Annotated in this window: 15 protein-coding genes and 1 tRNA gene; 9 read left to right on the top strand and 7 right to left on the bottom strand. The window is 35.0% G+C overall.

Features of this window, described 5'->3' with window-relative positions; translation table 11 throughout:
- Window positions 1–3 precede the first annotated feature (3 nt).
- On the bottom strand, window positions 4–945 hold the full coding sequence (locus tag LNP22_RS05735) for a ribose-phosphate pyrophosphokinase (protein ID WP_229975727.1): 942 nt from the start codon (window positions 943–945) through the stop codon (window positions 4–6).
- Window positions 946–1,245: 300 nt separating this feature from the next.
- Here LNP22_RS05735 and LNP22_RS05730 point away from each other — a divergent pair.
- Window positions 1,246–1,325, top strand: a tRNA-Leu gene (locus tag LNP22_RS05730).
- Between the two features lie 336 nt (window positions 1,326–1,661).
- On the opposite strand, the gene LNP22_RS05725 is transcribed toward LNP22_RS05730, so the two are convergent.
- From LNP22_RS05725 to LNP22_RS05700, 6 genes are all read right to left on the bottom strand, one after another.
- Window positions 1,662–1,931: a type II toxin-antitoxin system Phd/YefM family antitoxin gene (locus LNP22_RS05725; protein WP_229975726.1), complete on the bottom strand. Its 270-nt coding sequence runs from the start codon at window positions 1,929–1,931 to the stop codon at window positions 1,662–1,664.
- Between the two features lie 55 nt (window positions 1,932–1,986).
- Window positions 1,987–2,451, bottom strand: a complete 465-nt coding sequence (locus LNP22_RS05720) for an OsmC family protein (RefSeq protein ID WP_229975725.1) — start codon at window positions 2,449–2,451, stop codon at window positions 1,987–1,989.
- Window positions 2,452–2,771: 320 nt separating this feature from the next.
- A complete protein-coding gene (locus LNP22_RS05715; protein WP_229975724.1) occupies window positions 2,772–3,956 on the bottom strand; it encodes an aldose epimerase family protein in 1,185 nt (394 codons plus the stop codon).
- A 112-nt stretch (window positions 3,957–4,068) separates the two neighbouring features.
- Complete coding sequence (gene araA / locus LNP22_RS05710) at window positions 4,069–5,577, bottom strand: L-arabinose isomerase (RefSeq protein ID WP_229975723.1); 1,509 nt, start codon at window positions 5,575–5,577, stop codon at window positions 4,069–4,071.
- A 77-nt stretch (window positions 5,578–5,654) separates the two neighbouring features.
- Window positions 5,655–6,356 carry an L-ribulose-5-phosphate 4-epimerase gene (locus LNP22_RS05705; protein ID WP_229975722.1) on the bottom strand — a complete coding sequence of 234 codons (702 nt, stop codon included), beginning with the start codon at window positions 6,354–6,356 and terminating at the stop codon, window positions 5,655–5,657.
- On the bottom strand, window positions 6,340–8,031 hold the full coding sequence (locus tag LNP22_RS05700) for a ribulokinase (RefSeq protein WP_229975721.1): 1,692 nt from the start codon (window positions 8,029–8,031) through the stop codon (window positions 6,340–6,342). Before LNP22_RS05700 ends, LNP22_RS05705 begins: the two co-directional genes overlap by 17 nt.
- Before the next feature lie 511 nt (window positions 8,032–8,542).
- On the opposite strand from LNP22_RS05700, the gene LNP22_RS05695 reads away from it, so the two are divergent.
- The 8 genes from LNP22_RS05695 (at window position 8,543) to LNP22_RS05660 (ending at window position 19,136) form a co-directional block, all read left to right on the top strand.
- Window positions 8,543–9,232, top strand: a complete 690-nt coding sequence (locus LNP22_RS05695) for an NUDIX hydrolase (RefSeq protein WP_210665389.1) — start codon at window positions 8,543–8,545, stop codon at window positions 9,230–9,232.
- Window positions 9,233–9,294: 62 nt separating this feature from the next.
- Window positions 9,295–10,467 (top strand): galactokinase, encoded by a 1,173-nt coding sequence (gene galK, locus LNP22_RS05690; protein ID WP_229975720.1) that lies wholly within the window; start codon window positions 9,295–9,297, stop codon window positions 10,465–10,467.
- A 1-nt stretch (window position 10,468) separates the two neighbouring features.
- Window positions 10,469–11,524 (top strand): UDP-glucose--hexose-1-phosphate uridylyltransferase, encoded by a 1,056-nt coding sequence (locus LNP22_RS05685; RefSeq protein WP_210665387.1) that lies wholly within the window; start codon window positions 10,469–10,471, stop codon window positions 11,522–11,524.
- 268 nt (window positions 11,525–11,792) lie between these two features.
- Window positions 11,793–13,478, top strand: a complete 1,686-nt coding sequence (locus LNP22_RS05680; RefSeq protein ID WP_229975719.1) for a sodium/sugar symporter — start codon at window positions 11,793–11,795, stop codon at window positions 13,476–13,478.
- A 118-nt stretch (window positions 13,479–13,596) separates the two neighbouring features.
- Window positions 13,597–14,766 carry a hypothetical protein gene (locus tag LNP22_RS05675; protein WP_229975718.1) on the top strand — a complete coding sequence of 390 codons (1,170 nt, stop codon included), beginning with the start codon at window positions 13,597–13,599 and terminating at the stop codon, window positions 14,764–14,766.
- Window positions 14,767–14,778: 12 nt separating this feature from the next.
- Window positions 14,779–15,276 (top strand): DUF4280 domain-containing protein, encoded by a 498-nt coding sequence (locus LNP22_RS05670; protein WP_229975717.1) that lies wholly within the window; start codon window positions 14,779–14,781, stop codon window positions 15,274–15,276.
- 20 nt (window positions 15,277–15,296) lie between these two features.
- The gene (locus LNP22_RS05665; protein WP_229975716.1) at window positions 15,297–18,020 is read left to right on the top strand and encodes an OmpA family protein; all 2,724 of its coding nucleotides are present in this window, start codon (window positions 15,297–15,299) and stop codon (window positions 18,018–18,020) included.
- A gap of 21 nt (window positions 18,021–18,041) precedes the next feature.
- Window positions 18,042–19,136 carry a hypothetical protein gene (locus LNP22_RS05660; protein WP_229975715.1) on the top strand — a complete coding sequence of 365 codons (1,095 nt, stop codon included), beginning with the start codon at window positions 18,042–18,044 and terminating at the stop codon, window positions 19,134–19,136.

Genomic DNA, 19,136 nt, shown 5'->3' with positions numbered 1-19,136 from the left:
TGACTACATTATAAATTTTCCACTGATGGAATTGTTGTGGTGCACCATGTGCATAACTTCGGCAAAAAGTGGTGCACAACTCACAACTTTTATCTTATTTGATTCTTTCTTCAACGGAATAGAATCGGTTACGATTAACTCACTTAATTTTGAGTTTTCTATTTTTTCGTAAGCATCACCAGATAAAATGGCGTGTGTACAAATTGCTCTTACGCTCAATGCTCCTTTTTCGATCATTAAATCGGCCGCTTTTGCTAATGTTCCGCCGGTATCGATCATATCATCTACCAATATTACGTTACGACCTTTTACTTCACCTATCAATTCCATGGTGTCGATAACGTTGGCTGCTTTTCTTTGTTTGTAACAGATTACTACATCTGATTCTAAAAACTTAGAGTACGCATAAGCTCTTTTTGAACCTCCCATATCTGGAGAGGCAATGGTCAAATTGTCTAATTTTAAACTTTCTACGTAAGGCAAAAAGATGGTAGATGCAAATAAATGATCTACTGGTTTCTCGAAAAACCCCTGAATTTGATCTGCGTGCAAATCCATTGTCATCACTCTTGTTGCTCCGGCAGCATCTAATAAATTAGCTACTAATTTTGCTCCAATCGGAACTCTTGGTTTGTCTTTTCTGTCCTGTCTTGCCCAACCAAAATAAGGCATAACAGCCGTAATATGTCTTGCTGATGCACGTTTTGCAGCATCAATCATGAGCAACAATTCCATCAAATTATCTGCAGTTGGAAAAGTAGAACACACGATAAAAACGCGTAATCCTCTTATTGATTCTTCGTACGATGGCTGAAACTCTCCATCACTGTACGTTGACATCGTTACTTTTCCTAACGGAATTCCGTATTGCTCTGCAATTTTTTCTGCTAGATAAACACTTTTTGAACAAGCAAAAATTTTAGCTTCTGGTTCTAGGTGCGACATTATAGTTTGTTGTTTTTATTCCGATGCGCTCCATACAATTCGGCTTTATTTTTTTTATTAGCCAAATTTGCTGTATTCGCCTCGGGTGTAGTTAGTTGTGTGTGCTTCGTTTTAACGAGGTGCAAATTTAGAAAATTTATTGGACACTGAAAGGAAAATTTTAAGTATTTTTAGTAGCACATTTAATTTTATTTTTTACATTTGCACCGTGTTAAAGGAATAAGCACAGTTATGACATCATAATTACTTATTCTATTGCGTTAAAATAATTGAATTTTTGATTATTTTTTCGTCTGCTAAGCCCGGATGGCGGAATTGGTAGACGCGCTGGTCTCAAACACCTGTGGGAAACCGTGCCGGTTCGACTCCGGCTCCGGGTACTTAAAACCTCTTCAGAAATGAAGAGGTTTTTTTGGTTTTTAGAGTTTTAATTTTTTAGGATTTTGATACGTATTCCAAAATCTCAAAAGTTCAATTTTATGGTTTTTGCTAACTTTATAATATAATGTTATCTGTTTTGTTATTGGAACATAATAGACTTCTTTATATTTTGTAGGTTTAAATATCAGATTTTGCTTTGTTAAGAGATCAATTAAATCATCTGTTTTGTCCATAAAATTATAAACGTCTTGCAATGTCCACTCCCTTTCTAAATATTCAATATTTATCCAATAATCAATCTTAGCGATCTCTGTCCAGATTATTTCTACCACAAATCACCTATTGAATAAATTAGGAAAACGCTGTTTTGTTTCTTCGGTAACGTCTTTATGAGATTGTACTCTTCCATTTGCAACATCTTCTAATGCTTCATCAATAGCCGCTTTTTGAGCATTATTTAATAATGTATCATCGTCCTCTTCATTTAATGGAATGACCACAAAAGATTTTCCCTTGCTTCTATGTATTACTAATTTTTCAGATTCAGCAATGTCAAGATATTTTTTAATATTTCCTCTAAACTCCGTTACACTTACTGTTTTCATAATTACTGTTTTTACAAATGTACGCTTTTCTGTACGTTATAATATTTTAAAGGTGTTAAATCAATTCACAACTCGCCTCATGCAAAACAGGGAAATTGCAAGAATTAGCAATAAAACACAATTGGTTTGCTTTTTTATGCAGTTCGTTTGCTAACTCGATCTGATCGGCAGAGGCAATAGTGACTTTCGGATTTAATTTTACCTCAACAAAACGACCGCTTCCATCTTCCAAAACTTCAAGCATTGCTTCTGCGTGGTCTGAATATTCGAGAACTTCTATAGCGTTTTGAGAACAGACGTATAAATACGACATCATGTGGCAGGAAACCAAACTGCTCAACAGCAAATCTTCGGGATTATACAATTCTGGATCGCCCTTGAAAGCTTTCGCTGCAGAAACATCTAAAACTCGTTTGCCTTCGATCTTAATTTGATGACTTTTATTATAAAATCTTTTTGTGGAATCTGCTGAATTTTGATTCGAAGTCCAATTTGCTTCTGCTTTAAATAGATGCTTCATTTTTATATTTTGTTTTGCTTTCGCTAATTTAAGACTTTTATAAAGCTGTAAAATAAATTCATCTTGCAAAGTCGCGAAGTCGCAAAGTTTAGGCACAATAGTGTCATTTCGACGAAGGAGAAATCTTCACTAGAAATTCTACACAGAAAGTGTCAATCTTTGTCGAGTTACTTGCGGAGATTTCTCCTTCGTCGAAATGACAAAAATGAGCAAAATTACCTCTTTTCCCAGGTAATTTTATCCAATAAAAAAACCTCGAAAGCAAATGAATTCGAGGTTTTTCAGAGAACAAAACTAATTATTAAACAAATTTTAAAAAATTATTTTTTTACAGAAAACTTAAAAGTAGTCGTAGTATTGTATTTTTCTCCCGGGTTTAAAACCGTTGTTGGAAAATCTTTTTGGTTAGGAGCATCTGGAAAATGTTGGGTTTCTAAACAAAAACCCGTTCTGTACGCATACGTTCCTTGGTTGCGCATAGGCAACGTTCCGTCAAGAAAATTGCCTGAGTAAAACTGAATTCCAGGTTCATCTGTGGTAACTTCCAAAATTCTTCCGCTTGCTGCGTGATAGGCTTTTGCGATAACGGTTTTCCCTTTTGTAGAATTGTTCAGCACCCAACAATGATCATATCCTTTGCCTCTTTCTAACTGCTCATTTTTGAATCCGATTTCTTTTCCTACCAATTTTGGTTTTCTAAAATCAAAAGGTGTATTGGCAACATCTTCTAATTTTCCTGTCGGAATAAGCGTAACATCAACCGGAACTATTTTATCTGCATTTAAAGTTATTTCGTGATCCAGAATTGTTTTAGAAAAATCTGCCGATAAATTGAAATACGAGTGTTGCGTCAAATTTACAACCGTTTTTTTGTCGGTTGTTGCTTCATAATGCACCTGCAATTCGTTATTATTATTTAAAGTATAAGTCACAAAAACCTGCAAATTTCCAGGATAACCTTCTTCTCCGTCTTTAGCCAAATACGATAATTTAAGAGAAGCCGTAGCGCCCGATTTTGCTTCAACCGCTTTCCAAACTACTCTGTGAAACCCTTCTGGCCCTCCGTGCAAAGCATTTGGCGCATTATTGATAGCCAAAGAATATTCTTTTCCGTCAAGCGAAAATTTACCTTTCGCAATTCTATTTCCAAATCGCCCGATCAAAGCTCCAAAAAACGGATTTTCTTTCTCATATTGTTGCAAAGAATTAAATCCGATTACTACATTTTCTGAAATACCTTCTTTGTTCGGCACTTTCAAATCGGTGATAATTCCCCCAAAAGTGATGATATCTACCTCCATCCCGTTTTGATTTTTCAGCTTATAGCTCTCTATTTTTTCTCCTTTTGAAGTGGTTCCATAAGAAGATTTTTCAATTGTAACGGTTGTTTTTTTATCTGAAGAAATTGTGGTATTATCCATTTTTTTATCGCTTTTGCATTGAACAGAAATTATCGCTAGACTCAACAAGCTTATTCTAAGAATATAACGTTTTAATACATTCATAAATATTTTTTTTAATGTTGTGAGATGTAAAATGTGAGATGTAAATATTAAAAGTAGCACATTTTAATTCAAAATAAAAACCTTTGCCACTTTGAGCCTTTGTCCTTAAAAATTAAAGTCCATGTTGAAACAAATGATAATAAGCTTCATTAGCATTTAATTTATCTTTAAATTCTCTAACCGTTGTTTTTTCGTCAATAACCAGTAATTCTATACCCGCAATATCTGCAAAATCTTCCATATATTCTGTAGTTACAGCCTGACTATATACAGTATGGTGTGCTCCTCCAGCTAGAATCCAGGCGGTTGCCGCAATATCCAAATTTGGTTTACAATCCCACAACACCCTCGCAACTGGCAACTTAGGTAAGTCAGCCATTGGTTTTACAGCTTCAACTTCGTTTACAATCAAACGGAAACGATTTCCCATATCAATCAGCGACACATTAATAGCCTCCCCTGCCGGAGCATTAAACACTAATCTTGCAGGATCTTCTTTTCCTCCAATTCCTAACGGATGTACTTCGCAAGAAGGTTTTCCGTCGGCAATAGAAGGACAAATTTCTAACATGTGAGAACCTAAAACATACGCTTTTTGAGGTGTAAAGTGATACGTATAATCTTCCATAAAAGAAGTTCCTCCTTCAAGACCCACATTCATTACTTTTAAAACTCTCACCATTGCGGCGGTTTTCCAATCGCCTTCGCCACCAAAACCATAACCATCTGCCATTAATCTTTGTGTTGCAATTCCGGGTAATTGTTTCCAGGCACCCAGATTTTCAAAGGTATCTGTAAAGGCTCCAAAACCTCCTTCTTTAAGAAAAGCGCGTAACCCTAGTTCTATTTTTGCTGCTTCCGCTAAAGAATTTCTTTGCGCTCCGCCTTCTTTTAGAGCATCGGTTAACGTATAAGAAGACTCATAAACGGCCAGTAAATCATTCAATTCTTTAGCTGAAACTTTCTCAATATATTTGGTTACATCCGATGAATCGTATCCGTTTACCGAAACTCCAAAACGTATTTGAGCTTCGACTTTGTCGCCTTCTGTAACGGCAACTTCACGCATATTGTCACCAATACGGGCTACTTTTAGGTTCTGAAGTTCATCCCAACCCAAAGCTACTCTTGTCCAAACACCCAACTTATTTAAAACTCGGGGATCTTCCCAATGACCCACGACCACTTTACGCTTTTTACGCATTCTGGACATGATAAAACCAAACTCGCGATCTCCGTGAGCCGATTGATTCAGATTCATAAAATCCATATCGATCGTTCCCCACGGAATTTCAGCGTTGTATTGTGTGTGTAAATGGCATAATGGTTTCTTTAAAATACTCAATCCGCCAATCCACATTTTTGCCGGCGAAAAAGTATGCATCCAGGCAATAATTCCGATGCAATTTTTGGCCGAATTGGCTTCTAAACATAAACTGGTAATCTGTTGAGCTGATTTTAAAGTGTCTTTGTACACCACTTTTACCGGAATCTCCGATGCTCCGTCTAATCCTTTTGCAATTATCTGCGAATGCTCGGCCACTTTTCGCAAGGTTTCTTCACCGTATAATTCTTGGCTTCCTACCACAAACCAAACTTCTTTTTGAGAGATATCTATCATATTCTTTTGTTTATTTTGTTTCAGATTTTGAAACCGTCGAAAATCTATATTCTTTACTCTATTTTCTTTTATCTAATTTACTGTCCGTAATACGAATCTTTTCCGTGTTTACGGTTGTAGTGTTTTTTTATCAGGGAATCTTTCAATCTGGGCGTATTAGGGTTTATTTGCAACGTCAGATACGCCATTTCTGCCACAACCTCCAGCACTTTACTGTTATAAACTGCTTTTGCAGCATTTTTGCCCCAGGCAAACGGGCCGTGATTTCCTATTAAAATCATTTCTACTTCTTCGTACGAAAGATTTTTTTCTTTGAAGCAATCCAAAATCTGAATTCCAGTGTTGTGTTCGTAATTGCCTTCAATAAGCGAATCTGCCATTGGCGGTGCGCACGGAATATCCGAAGTTAAATGATCGGCGTGCGTCGTGCCAAAAATCGGAATATCACGCTGTGACTGTGCCCACGCTACCGAATATGTTGCATGTGTATGTGCAACACCGCCTATATTGGGCCAATTTTTATATAAATAAGCATGCGTTTTAGTATCTGATGAAGGACGCAAAGTCCCTTCAATAACGTTATTATCAAAATCGACAATCACAATATCTTCTGGCGTTAAATCTTCGTAAGGCACACCGCTTGGTTTAATCGCAAAAACGCCATTTTCCCTGTCCACAGCACTTACATTTCCGAAAGTATAAACGACAAGATGCAATGCATTTAGCTGCATATTGGCTTCGTAACATTCTTGTTTTAAATTTTTATAAAGAGAACTCATGCTTTGTAATTTTAATAGTTGGATCTTCAAAAGCACTTAATTGATCGTAAGCAATCAGTAATTTATTATACGCTGCTACTTTGTCTAATTGAGGAAAATATTCTCCGTCAAAATCACTTCCCATTTTTTGGCTGGCTTCGATGACATTTGAATAAATTCCTGCTGCAACTGCCGCGTAAATAGCCGCTCCTAAAGCCGGTGTCTGATCTGAAGCAGCAATTTTGATTGGCTTATTCAGGACATTTGCTAGTGTCTGCATGATAAACGGAGATTTTCGGGCAACACCGCCAATTCCGATAACGCTGTCGATTTTTACACCTTCTTCTTCAAAACGATCGACGATTTTTTTCGCTCCAAAGCAAATCGCATTTACTAAAGCTTTAAAAATATGTGGCGCTTTTGTTCCTAACGATAGATTTGAAATAGCACTTTTTAATTCCTGATTGGCATCCGGAGTTCTTCTTCCGTTGATCCAGTCTAAAGCAATAGGAAGACTTTCTGAAGTTGGAATTTTCTCTGCTTCCTTTGTTAATTTGACAAGTAACTGATCACTAAATTCTTCTCTTAATTGTTCTTTTTGAGCGTCATTCAAAACAGTCGAAGCTGTTAATAAATGATCTGTTGGCCATAATAATAATTCTTTGTACCAGGCCAATAAATCACCAAAAGCAGATTGTCCTGCTTCTAAACCAATATACCCCGGAATTACCGAACCGTCAACCTGACCACAAATTCCGCGTACAGTTTTGGCGCCTATTTCTTCTTTAGAACCTACCAGAATATCGCAGGTTGATGTTCCCATTACACGAACTAAAGTGTTTTCTCCAATCTTTGCCCCAACTGCTCCCGAGTGTGCATCAAATGTTCCAACAGCGACAACAGTATCGGTCGTAAGTCCTAAACGATCTGCCCATTCTTGGCTCAATTTTCCTGCAACTTGGTCGGATGTATGGGTTTCATCATATAAATTGCCTCGAAGTGTTGCCAAATAAGGATGCAATTTTTGTAAAAAATCTACAGGGGGCAAGCCTTTCCAGTCTTCGTGCCACATCGCTTTATGACCAGCAGCGCAACGGCTTCTTTTGAATGATTTTAGATCTTTATCTTCAATTAATAAATACGTCATTAAATCGCAATGTTCCATCCAAGTGTGGGCTGCGTTTCTGACGGCTTCATCTGCTCGGGCAATGTGTAAAATTTTTGCCCAAAACCATTCTGAAGAGTAAATTCCGCCCACATATTTTGTAACATTTTCACCTTCCCAGCTTACTGCCAATTCGTTAATTTCGTTTGCTTCATTTATCGCAGTGTGATCTTTCCACAGCACCATCATTGCATTGGGATTTTCTTCAAAACCTTTTGTAAGAGCCAATGGAATTCCTTCTTTTGTAACGGGTACTGGCGAAGATCCAGTAGTATCAATACAAATTCCACGTACTTGCGCAGGATCTATTTTACTCTCTTTTATAACGGTTTTAACGGTACTTTCTAAACCTTCTATATGATCCACAGGATGCTGGCGAAATTGATTGATCGCTGCGTCACAGTATTGCCTGTTTTTCCATCTCTTGTAATGCGAAACACTTGAAGCCAATTCCTGTCCGTTTTCTGTATCAATCAACATAGCTCTAACAGAATCTGTCCCGTAATCTAATCCGATAACATAATTTTTCATCCTAAATTCAATTTTCTTACTACAAACAAATATAACAATATTTTTTTAAGTGTGTAAAAAACACTTGTAAAAAATATACTGTAAAACAGTTCATTAGGTTGTACAAAAAGTAAATTTTTGTTATGGCACTTATTCATTATGGCGTTTATTGCAGGATTATTAGTTAGAAAACACAAACAATACGCCTCCAAATAAATACTACTTTTCTGATGATAATTTTTCGTACGTTTGAATGATTTTTGACAGAAATTTTTATTCAAAGCAGAAAAAAATGCATTTATCACCTATTGGTTAAAGAAAGAAATCGTGTTTATAGAATGTGAGTTTTACAAATTTGTAATAATTTTGAAAACCAAATCTTTTTTAGAACTGAATAATAGTCAAAGTGTGAATCAAATTCTCTGTGACTTTGTGTTTTACTTCCAGATAATTTTGAATAGGTGTAAAAACCACCTTACAAAATGATAAAACAAGTCAGGAAGTCCCTATATTTACCTTAATAATTAGAAATATGCTAAATAATTACAGTGCGACAGATAAAGTTTTATTAGCAGTTGATTGCATCATTTTTGGGTTTGACCATGAGGGTCTAAAAATACTTTTGATAAAAAGAGATTTTGAGCCTCAAAAAGGAGAATGGTCGCTCATTGGCGGTTTTTTGAAAAATGATGAAGTTTTAGATCATGCTGCTGCCAGAATCCTGACTACTTATACAGGGTTGCATACTATTTATATGGAGCAGCTCTACACATACAGTGAGATCGATCGCGATCCTTTTGAAAGAACGATTTCGGTTTCGTATTATGCTTTGATTAATATCGAAAATCACAATGCCCAGTTGATAGAAAACTATCATGCCCAATGGTTTAAAATAGCCGATGCGCCAAGCCTGATTTTTGACCATAATAAAATGTTAGAGTACGCGATAGGCAGACTACGCTACAAAACATCGATAAAACCAATTGGTTTTGAATTGTTACCGGAAAAATTTACGATGCGCCAATTACTGGAATTATACGAATCGATTTTGAGCAAAGAATTAGACAAAAGAAACTTTATCAGTAAAATAAATTCGATGGGGATTTTGAATAAACTCGATGAAAAAGACATGCAATCATCTCGAAAAGGTTCTTTTTTATATACTTTCAACAAAGAAAAATACGAAGAAAAATTACTAAACAATTTTGCCTTGAATCTGTAAAAAGATTATAATCTAAAATTGAATTAAAAAATTAACAACCTACTATCGTTCATTTTACCATCATGAATACTACTTTAATACAAACTACAACTGCATTTTTTGAAAAAGCTTTTGGTTCTACTCCTGAAAAACTGGTGCTTTCTCCGGGCAGAATCAATATTATAGGAGAACATATCGATTATAATGATGGTTATGTCTTGCCGGCAGCCATTGACAAAGTGATTTGTTTTGCTTTTGAAAAAAATAATACAACAAAATCGAGAATTATTGCAATCGATTTAAACGAAGAGTTTGAAGTAGATCTCACCAAAGAAATCTTGCTGAGCGATGTCGTGTGGACCAATTATATTTTGGGTGTGATCAAACAATTACAGGGCAATGGTTTTTTGTTTGAAGGTTTCAACTGTGTTTTTAGTAGCAACATCCCGATTGGTTCTGGTTTATCTTCATCAGCAGCCTTAGAATGTGGGATGATTTTTGGCATTAAAGAACTTTTTGATCTTACCATAGAAAAAAAAGACATTGCAATATTAGGACAAAAAGCAGAACATTGGGTGGGTATAAATTGCGGCATCATGGATCAGTTTTCGAGCGTACACGGTCTTGAAAATAAAGTAATCAAACTAGACTGTAATACCTTAGAATTTGAATATCATAATGCAGATTTTCAAGATTATTCGGTGGTTTTATTTGATAGTAATGTAAAACATTCGCTTTTTACTTCTGAGTACAACACAAGACGCAATGAATGCGAAGAAGGGTTGTCGATCATCAAAAAACATTTTCCAGAAATAAAAAGTTTTAGAGATTGCAGCGAGGATCAACTTTTGAGTATTAAGGACGAAATGACTACAACAATTTTTAAAAGAATACACTATGTTATAAAAGAAATTAGTCGTGTTATCAAAGCTTGCGAGGCTCTCGACAAAGGAAATATAAAACTTTTAGGACAATTGCTTTTTGAGACACATGAGGGTCTCTCTAAAGAATACGAAGTGAGTTGTAATGAGCTGGATATGCTTGTAGATACTGCAAAAGAAGACAATTCGATAATAGGCTCTCGTATGATGGGAGGAGGTTTTGGTGGCTGCACAATTAATTTTATTAAAAAAGGTCATGAAAATGATGTAAAAAATAAGTTTTCATTTCATTATTTAAATACATTTGGGATAAATTTAAAATTTTACGATATAAAAATCTCAAACGGAACACAACTTAATACCACTAAAAACTAAAATGAAAAACTTTGACATTAACGAAGATCCTCACAGACGTTATAATCCTTTAATTAATGAATGGGTCTTGGTTTCGCCCCATCGTGCTAAAAGACCTTGGCAAGGACAAAACGAAACTATTTTAACACAAACTTTTCCAAAACACGACGCCAACTGCTACTTATGTCCCGGAAATGAAAGAGCAAATGGAGAGAGCAATCCGAAATACGAAAACACTTTTGTTTTTGATAATGACTTTGCAGCCCTCAAACAAGATGATATCATGTACGAAGACGATATCAAACAAACCTTTTTTAAAGCCAAACCAGAAAGAGGAATTTCAAAAGTAGTTTGCTTTTCGCCAAGACATGATCTTACCATACCAGAAATGTCGCTAGAAGGAATCGAAAATATTATTCGCACTTGGCAGAAAGAATACAATGAACTTGGCGCGATAAAATATATCAATTATGTTCAGATTTTTGAGAATAAAGGGAACATAATGGGCTGCAGCAATCCGCATCCTCATGGGCAAATCTGGGCGCAATCTTCGCTACCAACCCAAATCGAGAAAACACAGCACTGCTTAAAATCATATTATGATAAAAACAAAACGACTCTTTTGCAGGATTATCTTAGAGATGAGCTAAAAAAAGGAGACCGAATTGTAATCGAAAACGATCATTTTGTAGCATTAGTACCATTCTGGGCTATCTGGCCGTACGAAACGATGATTATCAGCAAAAGACATGTTGTAAAAATAACCGATTTTACTGCCGCAGAAGTAACTGCCTATGCTATTATTCTAAGACAATTAACGATAAAATACGATAATCTCTTTAAAACTTCTTTTCCGTATTCTTCTGGAATTCATCAAGCACCAACAGATGGAGGAGAACATCCTGAATGGCATTTTCACATGCATTTTTACCCACCTTTATTACGTTCTTCTACCATAAAAAAGTTTATGGTTGGCTACGAAATGCTTGCTGAAGCTCAACGAGACATTACTGCAGAAAAAAGTGCTGAGGTCTTAAGAGAGCAATCAGATGTGCATTATAAATTAGGGAAAAAATAAGATTTTAAAATAAAAACTAGGTTTCAATCTTAAATTTAACATTAAACAGTTAAATAAACGTAAAAAATACATTTGTTTTTTAATAGATATATAATTTTTTATTTTACATTTGAATTTTACATTTCGTAAAAAAACAAATGAAATAAAACGCATCTACTATTTTTATTCAGTTTTAATTATTAAAACTAAGATTTTATAATCTCATTAGTAATAGTAAAAAGCCGAAAATAAAAATAGTAGCTATTAACTTTACAAATACTATTTAACCATGAACCAAAGTCTAGCATTCGCAGATTATGCGGTATTTATTATTTATTTTATCGTAGTTTCTGCCTACGGTTTTACAGTTTATCACAAGCGTAAAAAAGACGAACAAGATGCCAAAGCCTACTTTTTGGCAGAAGGAAATTTGACCTGGTGGGCCATTGGAGCTTCCTTAATTGCTTCCAATATTTCTGCCGAACAATTCATTGGTATGAGTGGCGAAGGTTTCTTTTTAGGAATCGCCGTAGCTGCTTACGAATGGCTGGCCGCCGTGGCTTTGATCATAGTAGCTATTTGGTTTATTCCTGTTTATCTTAAGAATAAGATTTACACAATGCCCCAATTCTTAAAAACACGTTACAACGAATCGACTGCCCTAATCATGGCTGTTTTTTGGTTGTTTTTGTATGTTTTTGTCAACCTGACCTCTATTTTATATTTAGGAGCCGTAGCCATTAATGGTCTTGCAGGCGGAGAATACCTGCATGTTATCATGTTAGGATTGGCCCTGTTTGCACTATTTATTTCTTTAGGAGGAATGAAAGTAGTTGCTTATACCGATGTGATTCAGGTAGCTGTTTTGATCATTGGAGGCTTAGTAACATCGTATATCGCATTAACAACTGTTGGACAATATTTTGGTGTTGGCGAAAATGCCATCGCAGGTTTTAAAGTATTAATGAGAGAAGCTCCGGAGCATTTTAAAATGATTATCCCAAAACCAAATGCAAATTCATCCCAACTTGATATCGATAAGTATCTGACTTTTCCCGGCCTCATGTCTTACCTCGCCGGTATCTGGATCATCAACCTAAATTATTGGGGATGCAACCAATATATTACGCAAAGAGCACTTGGTGCTGATCTGCAAACCGCGCGTACCGGTATTTTGTTTGCAGGTGTTCTAAAATTATTAATGCCGCTTATCGTAATGCTGCCGGGTATTGCCGCTTATGTTTTGTATCAAAATGGTCATTTACCTCAACTTGTTGGAGGAAAAGACGGTGCTTATTCTGCTGTTCTGACTTTCCTGCCAACAGGATTAAAAGGACTTTCGGTTGCAGCATTGACCGCAGCAATTGTGGCTTCGCTTGCGGGCAAAGTAAACAGCATCTCGACTATTTATACTTTAGATATTCATAAAAAATACATCCAGAAAGAAGCTGGCGAAAAACAACAGGTAAATATTGGCAGAATTGCGGTTTTTGCCGCAATGCTTTTGGCGGTACTATTTACATGGAATGATATTCTGGGAATTGGAGGCGTGGGAGGATTTACTTATATTCAAAAATATACGGGATTTATTAGTCCTGGAGTTTTTGCCATGTTTATTCTCGGAATGTTCTGGAAAAGAACTACGGGAGCCGCAGCAATTGTGGGTGTAATTTTAGGATTTGTTTTGTCTGTTATCTTCAATGAATATGCCCCAATCTTATTTGGCAACGAAACTCTTTTATATACAGCGTATCCTAACGGAAAAGGCACTTACGAAATTCCGTTTCATATCTGTATGGGATTATCCTTCTTGTTTACAACTTTGACAATGGTGGCAATAAGTTTTGCGGGACCAAAAATCAATCCTAAAGCTTTTGAGTCTGAACCTGGAATGTTTGCCGTAAAACCACAAACCACCGTTTTGAGTGTAATAATTTTACTGATTGTCATCGCTTTATATGTTAAATTCTGGTAATATTATTTTTCACTCAACATATTCAAAAAAGACTATCACTATTGATAGTCTTTTTTTTACCTTAACACTAAATAATTGAGCGAAAAAACATATATTTGATGCTTTGATATTTAGAACAATGCTTTACGTGCCAGAGCCTTCTTATGAAGACTATACAACCTATAAAATAAAAAAAGGAGACACATTAATTAATGTTGCTCAAAATTTGGGCATTGAGCCTACCCTTCTTCGAACCTATCACAATAAGTTTTGTCCCTCTATAAAAGATTTAATTGAGGCTGATTTTCCGTATCATCTTGAATATGTAATCTTACCTCCTGTACAAGTCGAACTTACCGATGATGAAAAAGAAAAGGACAGGAAAAAAATACATCAAGGTGATGGTCCTTTTTCTCTTTCGCTAACGAATGCACAAATCAACAATACATACAGCGTTTTATATACCATAGAAAATGGTGACGTAACAACGACTATAAAGCAACAAATCAACGTAAAGTGGAAAGCAAGAAGCGAAAATAATTTTTACTTTTTTGAAGTAGACCGAGTTGGTCCAACCTACATTAATGATACTGTAACCAACACAATGGTAACAGAAATTGCCGAAAAAGCTGCTGCTGCACTATATCCTTTACTGGTTGTGGTTGATGAAACCGGAAAATGGGTTTATATAAATAATTTTGCTCAAATTGAGGAACGATGGACTGCTGCAAAAAAAGAAATTAGCAAATATTATAAAGGTAATAAGGTAGAAAAATATTTTGCCATCTACGACAAAAATTTAGAAAACAGCGACACACTTTATATTTCGTTATCTAAAGACTGGTTTCTGAATGCTTTTTTTAACCAAATTCATATTGAATATCCTTCTTCTTTATCCATTCAAAAAGAAATTGATTTTCCATTAATGGCAAAAAGCGATCATTTAAATTATACCGTCAATCAAAAATTAGACGATCATTTTGATATCGATAATTTTCTTGTACTTAATATTAACGGAAAACTTAACGACGAACGCAGTAAAACCGATTTTGAAAGAGAATTAAATTTACCTGTAAAAGAATATTCAGAGCAAAAAGTGGCAGGTGATTATCGTGCCAAGTATTTTTTGAATCCTTTAAAACACATGCCCGAAGCCATTTTTATCAGCTGTACTTTAGCATTAGATACACCACAAAAATATACGGTTACGATTTCTAATTTAAATGACAAAGAAGAAATGAATACCAAGCCAAAACCAGAATTATTTTTTGATGTAATCACACCCAAAAAAAAGTGGTGGCAATTTTAAACAACCCAAACTATGAGCGAAAAACATTTTGTAGTACAAGGCGCGACTTGCAAATGCAAGTTTAGCGAAGACCCGTCTAAAACAGATAAAATTAAGGTTAAATCGCAAACCAAACATTTTGGAAACGACAAAGAAGGATCTGAAAAACTTATTGCTACTACCAAAGAAATTGGTCAGACTTTAGAAAAAAACACCTTTGGCAAATGCAAAAAACAACCTGCAGGAAATAGTTTTTTGCCGTGTCAGGCACAAATAACAAAATGGAGCGGATTTTATGAAAAAGTAACCTTGAGTAATCAGGGAAAAATACTTTTAGAGAACAGTAAAGCAACCTGCCCCATGGGCGCACCTGATTGTATCGAAATTACAGATCACGGACAAACAGCAGAACCCGGAGAACAAAATGTTAAAAATACCGACCCAATGGTACACAACCTTATCAACCCCATGGTAGATATTAGGGACATGTATGCCAAAGAAGCGAAACATGAGGGGATAAGCGATATTTAATTTATTAAAAATATTTCAAAATGGTAAAAGGTGTTAAAAAAATAAAATGGAGCGGGGTAGGAATTGTTAAAAGCAATTTATCTACACCGAATAAAAAAGTAGTGATAGCTCCAGATCAACATGTGTTTTTTGAAGTAGAAAAATGGTACGATGCAACCACTGAAGCGGATAAGAAAAAGACTTTAACATGGATTTTTCAGGATCAGAAAGCAAAGACCATAGTTTTACAAAAAACATTACCGTCAAATAATCAATATGGTATTAAGCTTCCTAAAAACTTATGTGGTCCATTTGAATATTATCTTGAAGCAAGTCTTTCTGGTAAAAGAGATACCATAAATAAAACTGGTTTATTGATTAGTGGTTATTGTACTCCAAAAATAGTAAGCAGCAAATGGTCTACTACAAACGATGGAAAAGATGTTCGAAAAGAACACTTATTCAAGTATGGAGAAACAGTCCACCTAAATTTAAAAACTGAAGGACTTAACGGAAATTTAAATTTGAGTGTTGATGTTTTTAGAAAATCTGAAGAATCAAAAACTCCGTTATACAGATACACAAGCGTCGATGTAATTGATGGAGAGATAAATCTAGCCATAAAAAATACATTTGTATGGTTTGGTAAACTCAAGGGTATAAAAGAAACAGAAGAGTTTTATGTAAAAGTTTTTGATCCTGCACATAAACTATATATTTCTAATGCTAAAAACGAAACAGGACATGCTCGTTTCTTAAAAATTAATAAAAAAATTGTTTCTCAGGAAACAAAACCTCCAACAAACTTATCTCCTCTAAAAACTGGAGAACCAGACAAAAATGCAGCACGATTTGAGCCCTGTAAGTTCGAAACGATTACTATTATTGAAGACAAAAAAGAAGACGGCAAAACCACCAAAATTAATGCACTTGTTTTTGATAATGGTAAAAAACTAGTAAATAAGACTCCTAAAAAAGAACCTCTCAAAAAGACAATTCTATTTGAATTTGAGAAATATGACATCACACCGGAAGCTAAAACAATACTTAACAATACTTTACAATTTTTATTAGAACATCAATTCTCAAGTATCAAAATTGATGGTCATGCCTGTGTAATAGGAAAAGAACAATACAACCAAAAGTTATCGCAACAACGAAGCGATGCCGTAAAAAAAGCATTTGTAGATGGTGGTTTAGAGGCTAGTAGAATTATATCTATTGGTCGCGGAGAAGTAAATCCTACTGACGACAAACAAGGTCGAGACAATCTAAAATACAGAGACGAAAAAGAATACAAACAGAATCGTTCTGTAGTTATTGCTTTTGATTATTACGGACATGATGCCCAAACTATCATTTATGAAACTATTGCCCCTAGTAAAGACAAGAATATTACAATAGACATTACAGAATATCAAAACAAAGCCTGTTTTAGAGAAAAAGGCAAACACAAAAAAAATATCAAAATAAATTCGACAGAATATCCTAAAGCTATTGATCAGGTTACTAGTAAATTAGATTTTCCTATAAGATCTAACCTAGCATGGTGGAATAATGCTCCTATACAATACATCTGGCCAAAAGTGCTTGCCAATGAATACGACATACATATCCATTCATGCCGTTATTTTGCCAATGAGTCAAATCCTACTATTAAGGCGATGGTTTATTCGGATATTAAGTGGAATTTACAACTATCTTACAATTGGGAGCATCCCTTTGCTTATACGCACGGTAATTTACCAGAATACAGTAGAAAAAATCCAAAAGACCCAAAAGTAGCTGAAATAATTAGAGATAAAAGAAAGGCACAATCTAAGGCTGTTGGTGCAGGAAAAGAAGCAAAAAGAGTGGCCAATAGCCCAGAAATGTTAACCAAGTTTGAGCTAAAACTTGAAGGGAAATGGGGAGGTCAGTCGTTTGAGCTTAGCGGTGAGTTTGCAAAAAAAATAAGAACTGTTCTTAATGTCTTTATTAAATATAAAGAAATGGCAGATAAAGTAAAAAACACTTTAGGAGGGATTCCAAAAGGAGTTACTTTATCAAAAACCCCTTTTATGTTTGAAATACAATCTCCTTCCTTAAATGCTAATATAGATTGGTATTTAGAAAAAGGAACAGGCATAAATGCTGCCAAAGTAGCAACTGTAGGCAAACTAAATTTTAAAGCAGATCCTCTTATTGGAGCAGAATTTACACTTGATTTGTTGGGTCTAGTGAGTAAGATGAACCCTGTGGTAGCTGCATTCGTTGGGTCACTAGAGGGTGTGCTATCTGCAGCAAATGGAGGAATAAAATTAGAGGCAAAATTTACCGGAAGTTTAAATTTTGACTTTAATGCAATAGAATTCAACAGCCTTACTGGCATCGTTAAAGGGGGATCTCTTGATTTAGGAGCTAAATTGCAAATCAAAATTGAGATGACTATCCACGCTTCCATAAAATCGGAATCTTATGCCAAAGAACCAATATTAGAGTTACATGCAGCAGGTAAGCTTGATGCTTATTTTGCTGCAAAAATAAAAATGGACAGTGATGAAAAAGGCATCTACTATCAGCCTGAAGTAGGTTTCTCTGGTATGATTTTTACTTTTGAGATAGAAATTGTTATAAGAGGCCATAAAGTAGTTCGAAAGTTTAGCAATGAAAATGAACCTTTTTTAAAACCAGAACCTTATCAAGGCGAAAAACATTATTTACCCCTAAATAATAAAAAAGATGTCGCTAGCGCTCCCTCTACTGGCTCAGGTGGAGGTTGGTAATCTAAATAAATGTAAAAAATTATGAAAAAATTAAATTTTATAGTTCTTCTTGCCTGTATTACAATGGTATCGTGTCAAGACAAATTATCCGAAAAAACAAAAAAAGAAATACAAGAAAAGCAAGCTTTTTGGCAAACTAGAACCGAGTTAATTAATAAAAATAAAACAACAATGGAATATCCTATAAAAAAAGACACTACAATAGGTAACGAAACTAGATTTAATGCAATAACTCTTAATAGTGGCGGTTTTCAGTTTGAAATTTATATTGATGATGTGTTATTAACTAACTTTAAAGGTGAAGCTGCCAAAGGTCAGGGTGGAAGAATAGGTTCTGAACAATTAAATCCGTTATTATTAACAAGCGGAACTCACGAAATAAAAGTGAGGATGTATCCATCTTATGGTAAAAAAGTATTTGGTCCTGGTGGAGCTATAGCTCTATGTTTTTATCATTATAGAGATGGCGACTTGCGAACTATGATTTATAATGAAAAAATGCGAGGAGAGGATGGTATTTGGTTAGATCAAGATAATGAGCAATGGGTTAGTACCAAGGGAGAATATGGAAGTCCTGATTATATAAAAGGTCATTTTGAGCCTAAGGAACCACTTCCTTTAAAAGGATTACCTATTTATGAATGGAGAAGTACTTTTGACGCTGATGTTCCATACGATTTAACAGGCTGGAGAAATTCTGTAAACTTGCAAAAAGAACAAGAAGACGAAAAGAAAAACATCAAAGCAGAATTAATTGCCGAGTATAAAAAGGTTCATGAAATTATAAAAAACAGAGATGTTGAAGGTTATTTGAAATTGGTGAAAGATAGAGAAGAATTGCTAGGCAAAACAATGTATTATACTGAAAAAGAAAGAAAAGAAAAAATAAAAATGGCAGAAGAATTGCTTAACAATAGTGATTATGAACTAGAGCCTTTGTTTGAAGAAACCTTTAAATTAGAATATCAAGCATACGGAAAACTAGTTACGTTACTGCATCTAGCAGATGGAGAAGGAATTATTAGACTAACAAACAAAAAAGATCCTAACGAAAATATTTATCTGGATTTCCTTTTTCAAAGAAAAGAAAAAGGAGGAAAATTAAGTGTAATTTAA

This window comes from Flavobacterium flavipigmentatum (assembly GCF_020911905.1).
Lineage (GTDB): Bacteria > Bacteroidota > Bacteroidia > Flavobacteriales > Flavobacteriaceae > Flavobacterium > Flavobacterium flavipigmentatum.
This window is presented reverse-complemented; position numbering and strand designations above follow the sequence as displayed.

Coding starts and splice junctions, on each gene's coding strand:
- LNP22_RS05735 (WP_229975727.1), bottom strand. CDS start 945: ATGTCGCACCTAGAACCAGAAGCTAAAATTTTTGCTTGTTCAAAAAGT.
- LNP22_RS05725 (WP_229975726.1), bottom strand. CDS start 1,931: ATGAAAACAGTAAGTGTAACGGAGTTTAGAGGAAATATTAAAAAATAT.
- LNP22_RS05720 (WP_229975725.1), bottom strand. CDS start 2,451: ATGAAGCATCTATTTAAAGCAGAAGCAAATTGGACTTCGAATCAAAAT.
- LNP22_RS05715 (WP_229975724.1), bottom strand. CDS start 3,956: ATGAATGTATTAAAACGTTATATTCTTAGAATAAGCTTGTTGAGTCTA.
- araA (WP_229975723.1), bottom strand. CDS start 5,577: ATGATAGATATCTCTCAAAAAGAAGTTTGGTTTGTGGTAGGAAGCCAA.
- LNP22_RS05705 (WP_229975722.1), bottom strand. CDS start 6,356: ATGAGTTCTCTTTATAAAAATTTAAAACAAGAATGTTACGAAGCCAAT.
- LNP22_RS05700 (WP_229975721.1), bottom strand. CDS start 8,031: ATGAAAAATTATGTTATCGGATTAGATTACGGGACAGATTCTGTTAGA.
- LNP22_RS05695 (WP_210665389.1), top strand. CDS start 8,543: ATGCTAAATAATTACAGTGCGACAGATAAAGTTTTATTAGCAGTTGAT.
- galK (WP_229975720.1), top strand. CDS start 9,295: ATGAATACTACTTTAATACAAACTACAACTGCATTTTTTGAAAAAGCT.
- LNP22_RS05685 (WP_210665387.1), top strand. CDS start 10,469: ATGAAAAACTTTGACATTAACGAAGATCCTCACAGACGTTATAATCCT.
- LNP22_RS05680 (WP_229975719.1), top strand. CDS start 11,793: ATGAACCAAAGTCTAGCATTCGCAGATTATGCGGTATTTATTATTTAT.
- LNP22_RS05675 (WP_229975718.1), top strand. CDS start 13,597: ATGCTTTACGTGCCAGAGCCTTCTTATGAAGACTATACAACCTATAAA.
- LNP22_RS05670 (WP_229975717.1), top strand. CDS start 14,779: ATGAGCGAAAAACATTTTGTAGTACAAGGCGCGACTTGCAAATGCAAG.
- LNP22_RS05665 (WP_229975716.1), top strand. CDS start 15,297: ATGGTAAAAGGTGTTAAAAAAATAAAATGGAGCGGGGTAGGAATTGTT.
- LNP22_RS05660 (WP_229975715.1), top strand. CDS start 18,042: ATGAAAAAATTAAATTTTATAGTTCTTCTTGCCTGTATTACAATGGTA.